19 protein-coding genes are annotated in these 18,321 nt (G+C 69.8%); 10 read left to right on the top strand and 9 right to left on the bottom strand.

What is annotated here, in order from left to right; genetic code table 11:
• Positions 1-185: 185 nt before the first annotated feature.
• Together D7D52_RS09485 and D7D52_RS09480 are read left to right on the top strand one after the other, a co-directional pair.
• Positions 186-1,283: a ferredoxin--NADP reductase gene (locus D7D52_RS09485; protein WP_120735982.1), complete on the top strand. Its 1,098-nt coding sequence runs from the start codon at positions 186-188 to the stop codon at positions 1,281-1,283.
• Between the two features lie 33 nt (positions 1,284-1,316).
• On the top strand, positions 1,317-2,195 hold the full coding sequence (locus D7D52_RS09480; RefSeq protein ID WP_120735981.1) for a VOC family protein: 879 nt from the start codon (positions 1,317-1,319) through the stop codon (positions 2,193-2,195).
• Positions 2,196-2,199: 4 nt separating this feature from the next.
• On the opposite strand, the gene D7D52_RS09475 is transcribed toward D7D52_RS09480, so the two are convergent.
• Positions 2,200-3,921 carry a nitroreductase family deazaflavin-dependent oxidoreductase gene (locus D7D52_RS09475; protein WP_120735980.1) on the bottom strand — a complete coding sequence of 574 codons (1,722 nt, stop codon included), beginning with the start codon at positions 3,919-3,921 and terminating at the stop codon, positions 2,200-2,202.
• A 105-nt stretch (positions 3,922-4,026) separates the two neighbouring features.
• Between D7D52_RS09475 and D7D52_RS09470 the strand changes: the two genes are divergently transcribed.
• Positions 4,027-4,605, top strand: a complete 579-nt coding sequence (locus tag D7D52_RS09470; protein WP_120735979.1) for a TetR/AcrR family transcriptional regulator — start codon at positions 4,027-4,029, stop codon at positions 4,603-4,605.
• Here D7D52_RS09470 and D7D52_RS09465 read toward each other — a convergent pair.
• From D7D52_RS09465 to D7D52_RS09455, 3 genes are read right to left on the bottom strand one after another with little or no spacing between them, the layout of a single operon-like run.
• Complete coding sequence (locus D7D52_RS09465) at positions 4,602-5,345, bottom strand: short-chain dehydrogenase/reductase (RefSeq protein WP_120735978.1); 744 nt, start codon at positions 5,343-5,345, stop codon at positions 4,602-4,604. The genes D7D52_RS09470 and D7D52_RS09465 overlap by 4 nt on opposite strands.
• Before the next feature lie 26 nt (positions 5,346-5,371).
• Entirely contained in the window at positions 5,372-6,229 is an 858-nt protein-coding gene (locus tag D7D52_RS09460; RefSeq protein ID WP_120735977.1) for a ribokinase, read from the bottom strand.
• 10 nt (positions 6,230-6,239) lie between these two features.
• Positions 6,240-7,760, bottom strand: a complete 1,521-nt coding sequence (locus tag D7D52_RS09455; protein WP_120735976.1) for an MFS transporter — start codon at positions 7,758-7,760, stop codon at positions 6,240-6,242.
• Positions 7,761-7,820: 60 nt separating this feature from the next.
• Between D7D52_RS09455 and D7D52_RS09450 the strand changes: the two genes are divergently transcribed.
• From D7D52_RS09450 to D7D52_RS09435, 4 genes are read left to right on the top strand one after another with little or no spacing between them, the layout of a single operon-like run.
• On the top strand, positions 7,821-9,089 hold the full coding sequence (locus tag D7D52_RS09450) for a glutamate-5-semialdehyde dehydrogenase (RefSeq protein WP_120735975.1): 1,269 nt from the start codon (positions 7,821-7,823) through the stop codon (positions 9,087-9,089).
• Positions 9,090-9,116: 27 nt separating this feature from the next.
• The gene (locus D7D52_RS09445) at positions 9,117-10,001 is read left to right on the top strand and encodes an AAA family ATPase (protein ID WP_120735974.1); all 885 of its coding nucleotides are present in this window, start codon (positions 9,117-9,119) and stop codon (positions 9,999-10,001) included.
• 40 nt (positions 10,002-10,041) lie between these two features.
• Positions 10,042-11,505, top strand: coding sequence for a vWA domain-containing protein (locus D7D52_RS09440; protein ID WP_120743954.1), 1,464 nt, complete (start codon positions 10,042-10,044; stop codon positions 11,503-11,505).
• 8 nt (positions 11,506-11,513) lie between these two features.
• Positions 11,514-11,849 carry an MmcQ/YjbR family DNA-binding protein gene (locus tag D7D52_RS09435; protein ID WP_246023721.1) on the top strand — a complete coding sequence of 112 codons (336 nt, stop codon included), beginning with the start codon at positions 11,514-11,516 and terminating at the stop codon, positions 11,847-11,849.
• Positions 11,850-11,858: 9 nt separating this feature from the next.
• Here D7D52_RS09435 and D7D52_RS09430 read toward each other — a convergent pair whose 3' ends face one another.
• The gene (locus D7D52_RS09430) at positions 11,859-12,272 is read right to left on the bottom strand and encodes a secondary thiamine-phosphate synthase enzyme YjbQ (protein WP_120743953.1); all 414 of its coding nucleotides are present in this window, start codon (positions 12,270-12,272) and stop codon (positions 11,859-11,861) included.
• Positions 12,273-12,345: 73 nt separating this feature from the next.
• Here D7D52_RS09430 and D7D52_RS09425 point away from each other — a divergent pair, with 73 nt between their 5' ends.
• Complete coding sequence (locus tag D7D52_RS09425; RefSeq protein WP_120735972.1) at positions 12,346-13,233, top strand: LLM class flavin-dependent oxidoreductase; 888 nt, start codon at positions 12,346-12,348, stop codon at positions 13,231-13,233.
• Between the two features lie 14 nt (positions 13,234-13,247).
• Here D7D52_RS09425 and D7D52_RS09420 read toward each other — a convergent pair whose 3' ends face one another.
• From D7D52_RS09420 to D7D52_RS09405, 4 genes are read right to left on the bottom strand one after another with little or no spacing between them, the layout of a single operon-like run.
• Complete coding sequence (locus D7D52_RS09420; protein ID WP_120735971.1) at positions 13,248-14,159, bottom strand: hypothetical protein; 912 nt, start codon at positions 14,157-14,159, stop codon at positions 13,248-13,250.
• Positions 14,156-14,989, bottom strand: a complete 834-nt coding sequence (locus D7D52_RS09415; protein WP_246023720.1) for a hypothetical protein — start codon at positions 14,987-14,989, stop codon at positions 14,156-14,158. Before D7D52_RS09415 ends, D7D52_RS09420 begins: the two co-directional genes overlap by 4 nt.
• Positions 14,986-16,017 carry a hypothetical protein gene (locus D7D52_RS09410; protein ID WP_120735970.1) on the bottom strand — a complete coding sequence of 344 codons (1,032 nt, stop codon included), beginning with the start codon at positions 16,015-16,017 and terminating at the stop codon, positions 14,986-14,988. The genes D7D52_RS09415 and D7D52_RS09410 overlap by 4 nt, the downstream gene beginning before the upstream one ends.
• Positions 16,014-17,000, bottom strand: a complete 987-nt coding sequence (locus D7D52_RS09405) for a hypothetical protein (protein ID WP_120735969.1) — start codon at positions 16,998-17,000, stop codon at positions 16,014-16,016. Before D7D52_RS09405 ends, D7D52_RS09410 begins: the two co-directional genes overlap by 4 nt.
• Before the next feature lie 180 nt (positions 17,001-17,180).
• Between D7D52_RS09405 and nadD the strand changes: the two genes are divergently transcribed.
• A complete protein-coding gene (nadD, locus tag D7D52_RS09400; protein ID WP_120735968.1) occupies positions 17,181-17,813 on the top strand; it encodes a nicotinate-nucleotide adenylyltransferase in 633 nt (210 codons plus the stop codon).
• Positions 17,814-17,879: 66 nt separating this feature from the next.
• Positions 17,880-18,320 carry a ribosome silencing factor gene (rsfS, locus tag D7D52_RS09395; RefSeq protein ID WP_120735967.1) on the top strand — a complete coding sequence of 147 codons (441 nt, stop codon included), beginning with the start codon at positions 17,880-17,882 and terminating at the stop codon, positions 18,318-18,320.
• Position 18,321 lies beyond the last annotated feature (1 nt).

The raw sequence follows: 18,321 nt of genomic DNA, 5'->3' as shown, positions 1-18,321 counted from the left end.
GCATCGTCGGCGGTCGGCCATGAGGGTGGATTACCCGGCCTGCCTGTGAACGAAACGGAAACGCGATCGAAACGGCTGTGTCACACGTCACACCGCCTGCACATCGGGCGAGTCTCGGCAAATCAGGCAGTGCGCAAACAGCAAGTACAGGAATGGAACTGGTAGATGATGGGGCTGGTGGAGCGATGACGGTGACCGAGCTGGACGCCGATACCGCCGCACTGGAAGCGGAAGCCGCCGCGACGGCGCGGACCGGCGGCATCGCGTCCGTACGGGTCGTGCGGGTCGTGCGGGAGACCGCCGACGCGGTATCGCTGGAACTCGCCCCCGCATCCGCGCACGCCGAACGGTTCGCCTACCGGCCCGGCCAGTTCCTGACCCTGCGCATTCCCAGCGAGCTGACCGGTTCGGTGAGCCGCTGCTACTCGCTGTCGAGCGCACCGCACGAGGACGGCCCGTTGAAGGTCACCGTCAAACGGACCAGCGACGGCTACGGCTCGAACTGGTTGTGCGACAACGCCACCGAGGGCCTGATCCTGGACGTGCTGCCGCCCGCGGGCGTCTTCACCCCCGAGTCGCTCGACACGGACCTGCTGCTGTTCGCCGGCGGCAGCGGCATCACGCCGGTGCTGTCCATCCTGAAATCGGTGCTGGCGCGGGGGACCGGCCACTGCACGCTGATCTACGCCAACCAGCACGAGAATTCGGTCATCTTCGCCGCGGAGCTCGCCGGACTGGCGGCCGCGCACCCCGATCGACTGCTGGTGCTGCACTGGCTGCAATCGGTGCAGGGGCTGCCGAGCGTGGCCGCGCTGGCCGCGCTGGCTCGTCCGTGGGCGGGCCGGGAGGTTTTCGTCTGTGGTCCCGGCCCGTTCATGGACGCGGTCACGGCGGCGATGGCCGATCTCGGCGCGGACCGCAAACGGGTGCACAGTGAGAAGTTCGTGTCGCTGGCGGGCAATCCGTTCGAGACCGGCACCGCCGCAACACCTGTGGTCGACGATGCGGACACCGCCGTCGCCCGCGTCGAGCTGGACGGGGAGAATCACCAGCTCGCCTGGCCGCGGCAGCAGACGCTGCTCGACACCCTGCTCGCCCAGGGGCTGGACGCGCCGTACTCGTGCAAGGAAGGCGCGTGCAGCGCCTGCGTCTGCCGGGTCGTCTCCGGCGAGGTGAGCATGCGCCGCAACGAGATTCTCGAAGAAGCCGACATCGCCGACGGCTATGTGCTTGCCTGCCAAGCCATTCCGGTCACCGACGACGTCACCGTCACCTACGACTGATATTCGCCGACCGCTATTCGCGAGGAGTACACCATGGCCGCATTCGCATCCCTCGGTTACGTGCGTGCCCACATCGCCGATGTGGACGCCTGGCGCGCATTCGCCTTCGACACCATCGGTTTCGCCGAAGGATCGGGACCCAACCCGGACTCGGTCTACCTGCGCGTCGACGAGCACACCTACCGCATCGAACTGGTGCCCGGCGAGCGCGACGCGGTCATCGCCGTCGGCTGGCAGGTCGCCGACCGTCGCTCGCTGCACCTGGTGCGCGAGACCCTGGAGAAGGCCGGCGTCGCCGTCGCCACGCTGTCGGTCACCGAGGCCGTCGCCCGGCACGTCGAGGAGGCCATCTCCTTCGTCGACCCGTCCGGCTTCACCATCGAGGTGTTCCACGGCCCGCTGCTGGACCACACCCCGGTCGTCGGGAAGTTCGGAAACCGTTTCGTCACCGGCGATCTCGGGCTCGGTCACGTGGTGCTGCCGGTGCGCGACATCGAGGAAGCGCGCCAGTTCTACACCGAGGTGCTGGGCTTCGCCTCGCGCGGTTCCTTCCGGGTCGGCCCGCCCGAGCACCCGATCTGGATCCGCTTCATGGGCGTCAACCCCCGCCACCACAGCCTGGCGCTCATCCCGGGTTCACGCCCGGACGGCCCCGGCATCGTGCACGTCATGGTCGAGGTCGACTCCCTCGACGATGTCGGCCGCGCCCTCGACCGCGTCAACAAGGCCGGCTACCACCTGTCGTCCACCCTGGGCCGCCACACCAACGACAAGATGATCTCCTTCTACGTCCGCACCCCCGGCAACTGGGATCTCGAATTCGGTTGCGAGGGGATGCTCGTCGGCGACGACTACGTCGCCGAGGAGATGACCGCCGACAGTTACTGGGGCCACGAATGGGCCAGGGGCTGACCCGTCACCTATCGGTGAAGGTGATTCGGACCGTGACCGGATCGCTTTCCAGGGCGGCGATGACGCCGCGGGCGAGTGGGGCCAGCGCCGGATGCGGAGCGAAGGTCCGGGCCCGGGCCACCACGTCGTCGTCGGGCAGCAGGACGGCGGTGCCGGTGCGCCAGCTGTCGCCTTGCCGGACACGGACATTCGCGTTGGCGGCGATATTGCGGCCCCACCCGGAGCGCAGCCCGTGCTGGCAGATGGCCCAGGCGCCCTCGTCGTCGAAGAGCAGGGAGACCGGGACACGGCGCGGTGCACCGGATTTGCGGCCGACGGTTTCGATCTCGCTGGCGAAGGCGGTGCGGATGCCGACCTTGTCGAGAGCGCGCACGGTCGGGTTCATGACGTAGCGGCCCATGGTGCGTTCCACCCGGAACTTGCGGGCGGCGCGATCGGCGGCCGTGCGGGCGGCCGCGGCCCGCTTGCTGCGGAACGCGTCGAAACCGTTGCGGCGCAACATGGTCACGGCGGTCAGCCAGGGCGAGCGCTCCGGATCGGGGTCCTTGCCCGCGCCGATCAGATGCAGCTGATCGGTGTGCCACTGCAGGTCCAGCGCGCCGTCGAAGGACTTCAGGCTGCCATTGGCCGCCAGCCGCGGGGGCAACCCCAGCGAGATGTGCGGGGGCCGTAGGGCATCGGTGCGCTTGTCGAGCAGATCCGCTGCGGCAGTGGGGATCACGGCCGCCGGGCGGCCCAGGCCGACCACATCGCAGGTCCCGGCGGCCAGCGCCTCGGACATGGCGGTATGCGAGCGGAAGCCGCCGGTCACCGCGATCGGCACCCCGCCCGCCGCCTGCCGGGCGGTCTCGGCGTAGTCCAGGAAGTACGCCTCGCGGGCGCGAGTGCTCGCCGACGCGGTGCGCGGGCGGCCCATCATGGCGGGGGATTCGTAACTGCCGCCGCTGATTTCGAACAGGTCCACGTGCTCGCCGGAGAGTTCCTCGAGGACCGCGCGTGACTCGTCCTCGGTGAAGCCGCCGCGCTGGAAGTCGGCCGAGTTGAGCTTGATGCCCAGCCCGAAACCCGGGCTGACGGCGGCCCGAATGCTGCGCGCCACCTCGATCACGAAGCGCCGCCGCCGATCCGCGTCACCGCCCCACGCGTCGGTGCGCTGGTTCGACAGCGGAGACAGGAACTGCGACACCAGATAGCCGTGCGCGCCGTGGATCTGCACCCCGTCGAACCCCGCGGCCTCGGCGATGCGGGCGGCGCGGCCGAAGCGGGCGATGATGTCGCCGATCTCGTCCTCGGTCAGCGCCCGCGGCGCGGGCACGCCCGGAATGCCCATGGCGATGGCCGACGGGGCCACCGCTCGATTGCGGGTGACGATCGGATTGGCCTGCCGCCCAGGGTGATTGAGCTGCACCCAGACCTTCGCGCCGCCGTCCTTGGCGACCCTGGCCCAGCGGGTGAGCGCCGCCAGATGCCGTTCGTCCTCCATGGCCACATTGCCGGGTTCACCGCAGTGCCGGCGGTCGACCATGACATTGCCGGTGACGATCAATCCGTACCCGCCGCGGCTCCAGCGTCCGTAGAGTCGTTCCAGCCGCGCGTCGGGGGCATTGTCGGCGTTGGCGAGCCCCTCGCTGAGCGCCGACTTCATGATCCGGTTGGGCAGCACCTGTCCGCTGGCCAGCGGCAGGGGATCGTGCAGGGTCGGCGACGCGGCATGGGCTGCTGGCATGACTGGGGGTCCCGTCTCGGTGGGCGGCGGACTACACTGGGTAGACCAATCGGTATATCGAAAACGGTATTACACCGATCGGTATACAGCAAGGAGGAACCGTTCATGGGTGCCCGCGACCGCCTCATCGACAGCGCCATCGCCCTGATGCGCTGCAATGGCATCGCCGGGACCGGCATCGCCCAGCTGCTCGAGCACAGCGGCATCTCGCGCCGGTCCATCTACCTGAACTTCCCCGGCGGCAAATCCGAACTGGTCGCCGAGGCCACCCGGGCCGCCGGACAGGCATCCAGCGCCCTCATGCGGACCGTCCTCGCGAGCACCGACCTGGCCAGCGCCATCGCGGCCTTCCCGGACATGTGGCGGGAAACCCTGATCTCCACCGACTTCGCCGCGGGCTGCCCGATCGTCGCCGCCGCCCTCGGACGCGCCGAATCGGCGGAGGCCGCGGACGTGGCGGGGGAGACCTTCACCGAGTGGGAGGCCATCATCGCCGAGCGGCTCGAGGCCGAACAGGTCGAGCCCGCTCCTGCGCGCTCGTTGGCCACCACCATCGTGGCGGCCGTGGAGGGCGCGGTGGTGCTGTCGCTGGCGACCCGGTCGACCGGGCCCCTGGAACGCGTCGGCAAGGAGCTGTCCGATCTGGTCGCCCTGCACACCGGCAAGAAGACCTCGGTCGCCTAAACGCTCAGGCCGCCGTCGATCGTGACGATGGTGCCGGTGGTGTAGCCGGACCGCTCCGAGGCGAGAAACGCTGCCATATCGGCGATTTCGCGGGGGTGCGCGGGGCGGCCGAAGGGCATGTGCACGGCCATCCGCGCGAAGTTGGGATTGGTGTCCATGAGTGCGGTGATCCGCGCGGTCGCCACCGGGCCCGGATTGATGCCCACCACCCGGATGCCGTCGCGCCAGCTGCCGCTGCCCAGGGCGCGAGTGAACGCCATCAGCGCCGCATTGGCGGTGCTGCCCGCGATGTACTCGGGATCGTGCCGCTCGCCCGCCGAGCCGATGACGTTCACGATCACTCCGCGCCCGCGCTGCTTCATGGCCGCGTACACGCTGCGACTCAGGTCGATGTATCCGAAGACCTTGAGCTCCCAGGCATGCCGCCAGGTCGCCGCGTCGACGGCGGCCAGATTTCCGGCGGGAACGTCACCGGCATTGTTGACCAGGATGTCGGGTGCGCCGACCGCCTCGGCCAGCCGCGCGAGGTCGGTCGCCGCGCGCAGATCCACCGGATGGGCGACCACCCGCACCCCGTGCTCGGCGCGCAGCGTTTCGGCGAGCTCCTCGAGCCGGTCCTTGCTGCGCGCGGCCAGGTGCAGGTGACAGCCCTCGGCGGCCAGGGTGCGCGCGATCTCCGCCCCGATGCCCGCCGAAGCGCCCGTGATCAGTGCGGTGTTGCCGGCCAGTCTCAAGTCCATGGGTCACTCTCCTACATGGGATTCGGTCAGCGCGGCAGCGCGCCTCGAATCTCCGCCAGCTCCGGAATCGAGGCGCTGGCACCGAGTTTGGTGGTCGCCAGCGCTCCGGCCGTGCAGGCCCACACCAGCGCGCGCTCGGGCCCCTCGTCCCAGTGCGCCGCGAGGGCGCCGGTGAAGGTGTCACCCGCGCCGGTGGTGTCGACGACCTCGACGGGCACGCCGGGCTGGGTGAGCGTTTCGCCGTCCGGACCACGATAGGACGCGCCCTTGCCGCCCAGGGTGGTGATCACGTGCGGGACATCGGCCAGCGCGGACGCGAGCTGCTCGGCTTCGCCCTCGTTGACGACCGCGACGTCGATCTCGGCCCACACCTCCGCCGGAAGCTCTTGCACCGGAGACGGATTCAACATCACGACGGTCCCGTTCGCCCGGGCGTGCCGAGCCGCCGCCAGCACCGTCGGCACCGGAATCTCCAGCTGGCACATGAGCACATCCGCGCCCGCGATCGTCTCCAGATCCGCCGGCGCCAACTCCGTCATGCGCCCGTTGGCGCCCGCCACCACGATGATCGTGTTCTCGCCGCTCTCGTCCACCACGATCGCCGCCACCCCGCTGGCGCCCGCCACGCCGCGCAACCGCTCCACCCCGACTCCGGCCTCGCGCAACACGTCTCGCAGGGCGCCCGCGAACACGTCGTTGCCCACGGCCCCCACGAACTCCACCTCACCCCCCGCCCGCCGCGCCGCGATCGCCTGATTGGACCCCTTGCCCCCGGGCACCAGGGCGAACGACTCCCCGCTCACCGTCTCCCCCGCCGCCGGTCGCCGCCCGACGGTCGTCACCAGATCCATATTGATGCTGCCCACCACCACAATCCGCGCCATGCCCCGGACCTTAGTCGGGTTCGGCGCCACCGGGGGCGCGGGCGTGGCCGGGTTCCAGCGGCGGGGCGGCCACGGCGGAGAAGGTTCTGCATTCGGGCTCGCAGGCAGGCGGCGCGGTGCGCAGGGCGTCGTCGCGGACGGTGAGGAAGGTGAGGGCCGCGGCCGCGACCATCAGAATCGCCGAGGTGACGATGGCCAGGCGGAAGCCGTGGCCGAAGTCGGCCGGATCGGTGTAGGCGGCGCCGGTGAGACCGGCCAGGGGCGGGATGGCCGCGACCGACAGCAGACCGGCGGCGCGGGCGACGGCATTGTTGACCCCGCTGGCCACCCCGGCGTGGCGTTCGTCGGCGGTGGCCAGCACGGTCGCGGTCAGCGGGGCCACCGCCAGGGTCAGGCCGAGGCCGAAAACCAGTGCGGCGGGCAGGACGTCGCGCAGGTAGGAGGTGTGCACGCCGATGCGGGTCATGAGCAGCATGCCGGCGGCGGCCAGCAGCACGCCGGCGGTGATCGGCAGGCGCGGGCCGATGCGCTGCGCCAGCGCGCCGGAGCGGGCGGAGAACAACAGCATCAGCACGGTGACCGGGAGCATGGCCGTGCCCGCGGCGATGGGGTTGAACCCGGACACCACCTGCAGGGTCAGCACCAGCAGGAAGAACACGACGCTCATCGCGCCGTACATGACGAAGGTGACGATATTGATGGCGGTGAACTGCCGGGAGGCGAACACGTCGACCGGCAGCATGGCCGAGGGATCGGCGTCCGGGCGCGAGCGTCGCCGCTCCACCAGCACGAAACCGACCGCGGCCGCGATGCCCGCGACGGCGCTGCCCCACACCAGGATTCGACCGGTGTCGTGCTCGGGAGCCATGGTGAGCGCGTAGGTGACGCCGGCCAGGCACAGCGCCGCCAGCACCGCGCCCCGCACGTCGAATCGGCCGTGCGCCTGCGTATCCCGGGTTTCGGGCACGTGCCGGGCCGTCACCGCGATCACGACGGCGGCCAGCGGGACATTGAGCAGGAACACCCAGCGCCAGCCCGCGGCCTCCACCAGCCAGCCGCCCAGGAACGGGCCGATGGCGCCGGCCACGCCGCCCAGCCCGGACCAGGCTCCGACCGCGCGGGCGCGCTCGTCGGGCCGGAAGGAGGCCTGGATGATGGCCAGCGATCCGGGAGTCAGCAGCGCGCCGCCCACGCCCTGCAGGGCGCGCGCGGCGATCAGCATCGAGACATCCTGCGCCGCACCGCACAACGCGGAGGCGACGGCGAACCACACCACCCCGATCAGGAACACGCTTTTGCGTCCGTAGCGGTCGCCCAGCGAGCCGCCGAGCAGGATCAATCCCGCCAGCGTCAGCGTGTAGGCGTTCACGGTCCACTGCAGTCCGGCCATGGAGGCGCCGAACTCGTCGCCGATCCTGGGCAGGGCCACATTCACGACGGTGGCGTCCAGCATGGCCATCCCCGAACCGAGGACGGTCGCGAGGAGAACCCATCTGCCGGTGCCCGAGGACAACCGGATGCTCGCGGTCATCGACCCACGGTAACAACCTGCCCGCGACCGGCGGCGGAATGCGATCAGTAATCTGTTCCCATGACTGCTCCCACGACGACCGACCGGGACGCCGTCCGCGAGGTGGTGCACGACTCGGCGCGCCGGGCTCGGGTGGCGTCGCGGACCCTGGCCCAGCTCACCACCGCGCAGAAGGACGCCGCCCTGCACGCCGCGGCCGATGCGCTGCTCGCGGCCAAGGATGCCGTGCTCGCCGCCAATGCCGAGGATCTCGAGATCGCCAAGGCGGGCGGCACCGCCGACTCGCTGCTGGATCGGCTGCGGCTGACCGCGGCCCGCGTCGACGGGATCGCCTCGGGGCTGCGGCAGGTGGCCGGGCTGCCGGATCCGGTGGGCGATGTGGTGCGCGGGTCGACGCTGCCCAACGGCCTCGAGATCCGGCAGGTGCGGGTGCCGCTGGGGGTCGTGGGCATGGTGTACGAGGCGCGGCCCAATGTCACCGTCGACGCGTTCGGGCTGGCGTTGAAGTCGGGCAACGCGGCGCTGCTGCGGGGTTCGTCCTCGGCGGCGCGCTCCAATGCGGCGCTGGTCGGGGTGTTGCGGGAAGCGCTGGCGGCGCAAGGGATTCCGGCCGACGCGGTGCAGCTGCTGCCGTCGGAGGATCGTTCCAGCGTCACCCATCTCATTCAGGCCCGCGGCCTGGTGGACGTGGTGATTCCGCGCGGCGGCGCGGGCCTGATCAATGCGGTGGTGCGCGACGCGCAGGTGCCGACCATCGAGACCGGCACCGGCAATTGCCATGTGTTCGTGCACAGGGACGCGGATCTGGACATGGCCGAGTCCATCCTGATCAACGCCAAGACCCGGCGACCGTCGGTGTGCAATACCGCCGAGACGGTGCTCATCGACCGCGCCGTCGCCGAGGTCGCGGTGCCGCGCATGATCAAGGCGCTCGAGGACAACGGCGTCACCGTGCACGGCGACCTGCCGGGCCTGGTGCCCGCCACCGACACCGACTGGGCCGACGAATACCTGTCCCTCGACATCGCTTTGAAGGTCGTCGACGATCTGGACGCGGCGGTCGAGCACATCAACGAGTGGGGCACCGGGCACACCGAGGCCATCGTGACCGCGGATCTGAAAGCGGCCCGCGAGTTCACCTCTCGCGTGGACGCCGCGGCCGTCATGGTCAATGCCTCCACCGCCTTCACCGACGGGGAGCAGTTCGGCTTCGGCGCGGAGATCGGCATCTCCACCCAGAAGCTGCACGCCCGCGGACCCATGGGGCTACCCGAACTGACCTCCACCAAGTGGATCGTGTGGGGCGACGGGCAGATTCGCCCGGTTTAGCACCCGCTGGAACTGAAAGGACCGCCCGTGGCTCCGACCACCGCACCCAACCAGGAGCCGATCTTCGCGTCGGTCGACGATGTGATCGAGCGGCTGGCCGGCACCGGCTACCTCGCCGACAAGGCCACCGCCACCTCGGTTTTCCTCGCCGACCGGCTCGGCAAACCGCTGCTCATCGAGGGCCCGGCCGGTGTCGGCAAGACCGAACTGTCCAAGGCGGTCGCGCAGGTCGCGGGTGCGGAACTGGTGCGGTTGCAGTGCTACGAGGGCGTGGACGAGGCGCGTGCGCTCTACGAGTGGAATCACGCCAAGCAGATCCTGCGCATTCAGGCCTCCTCGGAAAACGATTGGGCCGAAACCAAAGCCGACGTCTTCACCGAGGAATTTCTGCTGGAACGCCCGCTGCTGACCGCCATCCGGCGCGACGCGCCGACCGTGCTGCTCATCGACGAGACCGACAAGGCCGACGTCGAGATCGAGGGCCTGCTGCTGGAGGTGCTCAGCGACTTCTCGGTCACCGTGCCGGAATTGGGGACGATCGCCGCGACGCGCAAGCCGTTCGTGGTGCTGACCTCCAACGCCACCCGCGAACTGTCGGAGGCGTTGAAACGGCGCTGCCTGTACCTGCACATCGACTTCCCGGACGAGGACCTCGAGCGCCGCATCCTGGCCAGCCGGGTGCCCGAACTCAAGCCCGCGGTGGCGGCCCAGCTGGTGCGGATCGTGCACGTGCTGCGCGGTATGCAGCTCAAGAAGCTGCCGTCGGTGGCGGAATCCATCGACTGGGCGCGCACGCTGCTGGCGTTGGGCGCCAAGGATCTCGACGACAAGACGGTGCGGGCGACGCTCGGGGTGGTGCTCAAACATCAAGCCGATCACGTGCGCGCGCAGTCCGAGCTGAAGCTGGCCTGACATGACCGACAACCGGCAGCGCGGACTGGTGTCGGCTGCCATGCGGGCGATTTCGGGCGGCACGCCCGCCAAACCGGTGACGGTGCCGGGCCCGACCGCCGAGCACGGGCTGCAAGGACATCTGGTCGGGTTCGTGGAAGCCTTGCGCGGCAGGGGAATTCCGGTCGGGCCGTCCGAAACCGTGGACGCCGGACAGGTTCTCACCGTGCTGGACCTGATGGACCGGGAAGCGTTGCGCGAGGGGCTGGCGTGCGCGCTGCTGCGGCGCACCACCCAGCGGGCCACCTTCGACGGCATGTTCGACCTGTGGTTCCCGGCGGCGCTGGGCGAGCGCGTCGGGGCCGTCGACGTCGAACTGCCGGTCAAACCGGATGGTTCCGTGGACATTCTGGAACTGCGGAAGATGCTGGCGGAGTTGCTGATCCAGGATCCGTCCGGTGAGCAGGCGCAGCAGTTGCAGGCGCTGGCCGCGCAGATGGTCGAGCAGATGGGGCAGTATCAGGCGGCGGGCGGGCCGTCGTTCTCGGCGTATCAGACGCTCAAGGATCTGCAGCCCGAACTGCTGGTGAGCAAGATTCTCGCCGGGCTCGCGCAGGGCATGGACAACTCCGACTTCGATCCGGCCGGCTTCGACGCGGAGGTGGCGCGCCGCACCGCGCGCCAGCGCATCAAGGATTTTCGCGGCACCGTGGAGGCCGAGACCCGCCGCCGCGTCGCCGAGCGCATCGGCCGCGACCGGGTCGCCACCTACGGTGTCGCCCGGCAGGCCGAGGACGCCGACTTCCTGCGCATCTCCCAGACCGAGCTGGACGAATTGCGCCGCAGCAGTCAGCGTTTGGCGCGGGTGCTGGCCTCCAGGCTGGCCGCGCGCCGCCGCCGGTCGCGGCGCGGCGAGATCGATCTGCGCAAGACCATCCGCAAATCCATGTCCACCGGCGGCGTCCCGGTCAACCTGGTCACCCGCAAACCGCGACCCGGCCGGCCGGATCTGGTGCTGCTGTGCGATATCTCGGGCTCGGTCGCGGGTTTCTCCAGCTTCACCATGCTGCTGGTCAACGCCCTGCGCGAACAGTTCTCCCGAGTCCGCATCTTCGCGTTCGTGGATCAGACCGACGAGGTCACGCAGCTGTTCGACTCGAAGACGCCGCTGGATCAGCTGACCCGGCGCATCTTCACCGAGTCCAAGGTGGTCGGCATCGAGGGCCACTCCGACTACGGCTCGGCGCTGGAAGGTCTCGCGGAGAAGTTCCCCGACGCCGTCACCAGCCGCACCTCCCTGCTGATCCTCGGCGACGCCCGCACCAACTACCGCGACCCGGCATTGGACACGCTCCGGCAGCTGGTCGACACCGCCAAGCACGCCTACTGGCTCAACCCCGAGGCCGAGAAGATGTGGGGTACCGGCGATTCGGCCGCCGACCGCTACGCCGACATCATCGAGATGCACGAATGCCGTTCCGCCCGCCAGCTCACCGCCGTCGTCGGCCGCCTACTGCCCATCTAGGAGACACCGTGGACGTGCTCGCCTACTGCCTCGCCAAACCCGGTGCGTGGGAAGACGAACCGTGGGAGGGCGATGTGGTCGCCAAGGTCGGCGACAAGATCTTCGCCTTCATCGGCAACGGCGAATCCGTCGGCCTCAAATGCGGTCGCGACCGCGCCGAGGCCGACGAACTCGTCCACGTCTATCCCGGCGACGTGTCCGCCTCCGCCTATATCGGCCGCTTCGGCTGGAACCGGGTGCGGGTGGGCGGCAAGGTGCCCGACGAGGAACTTCGCGAACTCATCGACATTTCCTATGACGCCATCGTCAGCAAGCTGCCGAAATCGCGGCGGCCGTCCGCCTGACTCGGCGGCTCAACCGGCCAGGAACGACAGCCGCACCTGCCGCACCGGGTTGTCCACATTGAGATCGACCATCGCGATCGATTGCCAGGTGCCCAAGGCCATTTCGCCGCCCAGCACCGGCACGGTCGCGTACGGCGCGATCAGCGCGGGCATCACATGCGAGCGGCCGTGACCGCGCGAACCGTGCGCGTGCCGCCACCGGTCATCGGCGGGCAGCAGGTCGCGCAGGGCCGCCAGCAGATCGTCGTCGCTGCCCGCGCCGAGTTCGATGAGGGCGACACCAGCGGTCGCGTGGGGTACGAACACATGCAGCAGCCCGTCCCCGCCGCGTGCCGTCTCCCGCAGGAAGTCCGCGCACTGCGGGGTGAGGTCGTGCACGACTTCGCTTCGCCCGGTCTTCACGTCGATCAGCGTGCTCTCCATGGACACCATCGTCCTCCACCCCCGCTCCGTCACCGCGCCTGACTCGCTCTGATTCGACTGGCATGATCGCTGGGTGGATCTACGATTCGGAATTCAGTTGGCGCCGACGGCGAGTGAGTTGGCGGAGGTGCGGGACCTGGCCAAGGTGGCGGATCGGGAGGGCTTGGATCTGCTTGGGATTCAGGATCATCCGTATGCGGGCGGGCTGGCGGATACGTTCGCGGTGATCGCCACCGTGTTGGCGGAGACCGAGCGGCTGCGGGTGTTTCCGGATGTGGCGAGCTTGCCGTTGCGCGGACCGGCCATGGTGGGAAAGCAGGCGGCGACGCTGGATCTGCTGAGCGGCGGGCGATTCGAGCTCGCGTTGGGGGCGGGGGCCTTCTGGCCCGCGATCAGTGCCATGGGCGGGCCGACGCGCACCAATCCCGAAGCGTTGCGGGCGCTGGAGGAGGCCACAGCGATCATCCGGGCAATGTGGCAGCCGGGGACCAAGGCGACAGTCGAAGGCGCGCAATACAGCGTGACGGGCGTGCAGGCGGGGCCCGCGCCCGCGCATCCGGTCGGGATCTGGTTCGGCAGCGTCGGGCCGAAGGCCAATGTGCTCACCGGGCGCATCGCCGACGGCTGGGCCGCGCCGATCCCGCACTACCTGCCGTACGAGAAATGGCAGGCGGCACAGGAGATCATCTCGTCCGCCGCCATCGACGCGGGCCGCAAGCCGACCGACATCATGCGCATGGCGCAGCTCGTCGGGACGGTCACCGACTCGCCGGGCCCGGTCACCCTGCGCGGTGAGGAGCGCATCCGCACCGATGCGGCCGGCTGGGCTCGCATTCTGGCCGACCTGGCCACGGACACCGGCTTCGATACCTTCGTCCTCTGGCCCGAATCCCAGGACGAAACCCAGCTCCGCCGCTGGATCGGCGACGTCGTCCCCGCCACCCGCGCGCTGCTCGCCTGAGCAGCCCGGCCGGATCAGGCCTCCGGGCCCAGTTCGACGACGGCGCCCGGATGAGCCAGGGAGGCGACCGTGATGCGGCCGCCCTTGGCCTGGTCGATGAGCTGGCCCTGCCAGGCGACGAAGCAGGAGGCGATCTCGCTGTTGTAGACGTTGTTCAGGGCCGGGGCGAGGGCCTTGGCCAGGTCGCCCTCGGCGGCGATCAGCTGGCTGCGGTAGGGGCCGTAGTAGGGGAGGATCGCCTGTAGGACAATCGCTTCCACGCCCTGGACCTGAGCGATGATCGGATCGATCAAGGGCTGGTACCGGGTGATGATCGGGGAGATCTCGGCCAGCACCGGTCCGACCAATTGCAAGATCGGCTGATAGACGGAGCCGAGGGCGAAGGCCTCCGAGGAGAACGGGCCGGCCAGCGGGGCCAAGCCGATGAGCGAGGCCAGGCCGCCCTGCTGCGCCGGGGCGGGCCAACCCAGCGGGCACGCGGGCTGGGTGTTCACCGGCGCGATGGCGAAGGGATCGGCCGCCCCCAATGGTGTTGCGCTGTCGGGATTTGCGGCCGGACCTGACGGCGTCGCAGCGCCGGGCGGGTTGCTCTGTCCGATCTGAACGGTCGCGCCGGGGGCCTGTCCACCGGAGTTCAGCGGAACCGCGGCCGCGGGAGCGGCACCCGACGGCGCGGGCGCGGCGGCCGGGGCGGACGAACCCGCAGCGCCCAGCGGATCCGCCGGTGTCGGCGCAACGGTCACGTGGTCGGCGGATTGTGTTGCGGCCGCCTGCTGTTCGCCCACCACGACCACCGTCGGCACCCGCTCGTCGGCGCGCACGGTCAGGGTGGTGGCCGCGGCGGCGCTGCCTACCACGGTGAGTGCCGCGACTGCGCGGATGGCGGCGACCAAGGCCGGTCGCCTGATGGTTTCGGTGGAGGTCATGGGTGCGGCTCCTGCGCGGTGGCGGTCGGCGTGGCGGGATCGGGTTCGTAGACGCCCTCCAGATGCCAGACGCCGGTGAAGCCGTTGAACGGCCCGCCGACGATGAGGCTGGTCCACTGGAGGGTGAAGGCGCGGGTCTTGGGGTCGTAGGTACCGGTGGCGGACGGGCCCTGGGCGGCATCGGATTTCGGGCGGTCGAACCACTGGTGGGCGACCCAGTCCCACACCTTCCGCACCTGCTCGGAACCGGCGACCTGAGCGCCCTGCTTCTCCGGCGGCTTGGGCGCGCCCTGGTTGAACTCCTGGTCGTTCCAGGAGGCCGCCCACGCCGACAGATCGGCGGTGAGCTTGCCGTCGTTGTTCACCACCGTCGGCGGACCCACCTCGCGCTGGGTCTGCGGATCGACCGGATTGGTGGAGACGCCGAACTCGACCGCGAAGAACCTCGTGGGCTTGGTGATCGAATCGGAGAGTGAATTGCCCTGCGCGAAACCCGGTTTGGGCTCACTCTGGTAGCCGCCCACCCGCAGGCCGCCCGCGGTGCCCGGTGCCAGAAGGGTGGTGGACCCGCCCTGCGCAGGCGAATCACCATTGGGCATGTAGGGGCCGTTCTCGGGCGTCCCGCCCGGCTGCACCATACGGAACCAGGTGCCCCGCACCGTATTTCCGTCCACCGCGCCCGGCGTGAAATGCAACAGGCCCACCAGCTGTTCGGGCCCGGTCGAGGATTTCGCGGTATCCCCACTGCCGCAGCCCGCGGCGAGCACGGCGGTCGCCGCCAGCACGACGGCCATGATGCCGCCGCGCACAGAGCTTTTCAGCACGATCATTGCGGCTCTCCTTCGCCGGTATCGATTAGATCGGTGCGAGGGCGGCGCGACCCGATCACCGTCAGACCGAGAACCAGTGCGCCGGGAATCGCGAAACCCCAAGCGAGGCCGCGGAACGCGCCGAACCCGAGCGGTCGGCTGACGTCGTTCAACGCCACCACGGCGTCGAAATTGCCGACATTGTCGTTCATCGTCCCGACCAGCGCGGCGAATCGCGAGGTCATGGGCTGCCAACGCTGCTCCAGGGCGGTGATGCCACCGAGCTCGGCGTCGGGCCGCGCGGTCCGCACCGCCGCGGTGTAGCGGCTGTTCAACTCGCCGTCCGCGGCCACCAGGGTCACGAAATAGCCTTGCACCCGGTGCACTTCGGCGGCGGTGAGAATCGGCCGGAACCCGTCGATGAGCGGTTGCGCCGCCGGTCCGGCCGGGAACAGGCCGCCCGCGAGCGGCGTGACGATCAGCGCGAGCCCGGCCAAGGCCGCCGTTGCGCGCCAGGCCGTGGCCCGCGAGCCCCGACCCGCGGCGCGGAAGCCGAACACCCCGGCGGCGGTGAGAACCACGCCCGGGAGCGCGAGCAGCCACGGCAGCACGCCGAAAGGCACTGTGCCCGCGAGCGTCCGGTAGTTGTCGCGATGGGTGTCGATCGCATCCAGCATGGCCGACATGTCCGACTGGATCCCCGGGTAATCCCGGACGAACTGATCGACCCGTGGATACTCGCCCGGAGGAGTCGAAGTCGACTGCACGGCAACGATATTCGTGCGCGCGTCGGCCAGCACCCGCAGATCGGAGCGATACCCGTCGATGCTCTGCGCCGTCACGTACGGCCCGAAGGCGTCGATCATGGCCGCGCCCTTGGCGGCTCGCGGGAACATGCCCGTCCCCACCGGCGCGGCCACCAGCAGCACGCCGAGCACCGCCAGCACGGCGAACGGCCATCGGGTCGCGGTCCGTGCGGGCGCCCGCTCGAGGTGCGAGACGAATTCGGAATAGGCGGGCAGCTCCGGCAGCGTCGACACGGCGTTCATCGCCGGATCCGGACCAGGCGGTCCGCGCCGAAGAACACCCCGGTGCCCGCCACCGCGACGATCAGCAGCACCGGAACCAGCCACGGATAGCGCTGGCCCCGTGGGATTTCCACGGTCTTGGTGGCCAGGCCCGGCGCGGCCTGCGGCTGCTGCGCGGCGGCGGGTGCGGTCACCGGGCCAGCGGCGGGAGCGGGACCGGGCTGCGCCGGCGACTCGGCCTGCGGTCCGCCCGGTGCCGCGGTGGCAGCCGGAGCCGAGGCCGGGGACGGTGGCGCGATCGGCGCCGCCGCGGGCGCACCCTGCGGCAGGCTGCCCCGATACTGCCCCGCCAGATGCCACAGCCCGGTGAAGTTGTTGAACGGCCCGCCCACGATCTGGCTCGTCCACTCGAGGACGAAATTGCCCGCCGCGTCGATGTTTCCGCTGATCCCGCTGGTCTTACCGGGCAGCCCGCCGCCGGGCTTCGGCGAACCCTGATTGAACACCTGGTTGTTCCAGGTGACACCCAGACTGCTCAAATCACCCGACAGTCGGCCGCCCTCGCTGAACAGCTGCGGCAGACCGGTTCCGGCGCCGGTCTGCGGATCCGTGGGATTGGTCGCGGTCGCGAAATCGACGCCGTAGAACCGCACCGGCGTGGTGACCCGCCCCGACTGTGCGTTGCCCGCGCCGTCGAAGGCCGCGGCGGGCTGGGGCTGGTAGCTGCCGCTGACCAGCCCGCCATCGGTGCCCGCCGACAGCGGCGTCACCGTCTGATCGCTGCACCGCGAGTCGCTGTTCTGTAGATAGGGTCCGCTCGCGTCGCCGGTCGGCAGGATCATGCGGAAGAAGCTTCCGGTCACCGCGCCGTTCGCACACACGCCGGGCGCCAGCGCGAACAGACCGTCGAGGGCAGCCGGTTCCGCCTGCGCACTCGGCGCGGCGAGAGCGGACAAACCGAGCGCGGCCAGCGCTGCGGCAAACCGATAAGAATGTCGTCCCATGACGAGTTCCCTTGATTGATTCGACTGCTGCGGGACTGCGGATCACCAACAGCACACCCATGGCAACTCGAGTCCGCCCGGAAGTCGCGGGTTGTGGTCAGCCTGATCCGAAGGCCGCGGCCCGTCTCCCGCCCCGCCGGTGCGCGGCCGCCGCCATCGCCCCCGGTAAGCTCGCTTTTCGTGCATACGAACGGCCGCCGCAAGCTGGGCGTGATGGGCGGCACCTTCGACCCCATCCACCACGGGCACCTGGTCGCGGCCAGTGAGGTCGCCAATCGGTTCGATCTGGACGAAGTGATCTTCGTGCCGACCGGCCAGCCCTGGCAGAAGGGCGATCGCGCGGTCAGCGCGGCCGAGGACCGGTATCTGATGACGGTCATCGCCACCGCGTCCAATCCGCGCTTCTCGGTGAGCCGCGTGGACGTGGACCGCGGCAAGGAGACCTACACCGTCGACACCCTGCGCGACCTGGCCGAACTGCATCCGGATGCGGATCTGTACTTCATCACCGGAGCGGACGCGCTGGCCAGCATCCTGACATGGCAGGATTGGTCGGAACTGTTCGAGCTGGCGAAATTCGTCGGCGTGACCCGTCCGGGGTACGAGTTGAACATCGACCATCTGGCCGATTTTCTGCGCGACTACCCCGCGGGCACGGTCACCATGGTGGAAATCCCGGCCCTGGCCATCTCGTCGAGCGAATGCCGGCGGCGGGCGGGGGAGGGCCGCCCGGTGTGGTACCTCGTCCCGGACGGTGTCGTCCAATACATCTCGAAACGGCACCTGTACGTGCCGCAAGACAGTGAATCTTGAACAAACGGAGTGCTCGTCGAAGCACAGACAGTGCATGGTGAAAGTGCGCAGGGAAGAGGTAGCAGGGTGACAGCATCGGCAGAAGCGATCAAGATGGCGACGGTGGCCGCGCTGGCCGCCGACGAGAAGCTCGCCGCCGACGTGATCGTGCTGGATGTCTCCGAGCAGCTGGTCATCACCGACTGCTTCGTCATCGCGTCCGCGCCCAACGAGCGGCAGGTCAACGCGATCGTCGACAATATCGAGGACAAGCTGCGCGAGGCCGGATTCAAGCCGGTCCGCCGCGAGGGCACCCGCGAGGGCCGCTGGGCGCTGCTGGACTACGTGGAGATCGTGGTGCACGTCCAGCACGAGGACGAGCGTGACTTCTACGGCCTCGAGCGGCTGTGGAAGGACTGCCCGCAGGTGCCGATCGAGGGGCTGGGCGGTCCGCGCGCGGCGGCGTCCGAGGATTCCGAGGACAACGCCGAGGACAACGAAGCAGGCAAGGGCGGGGACCAGGAGTGAG

Origin of the sequence: Nocardia yunnanensis (assembly GCF_003626895.1) — a bacterium.
Classification (GTDB): Bacteria; Actinomycetota; Actinomycetes; order Mycobacteriales; family Mycobacteriaceae; genus Nocardia; species Nocardia yunnanensis.
This window is presented reverse-complemented; position numbering and strand designations above follow the sequence as displayed.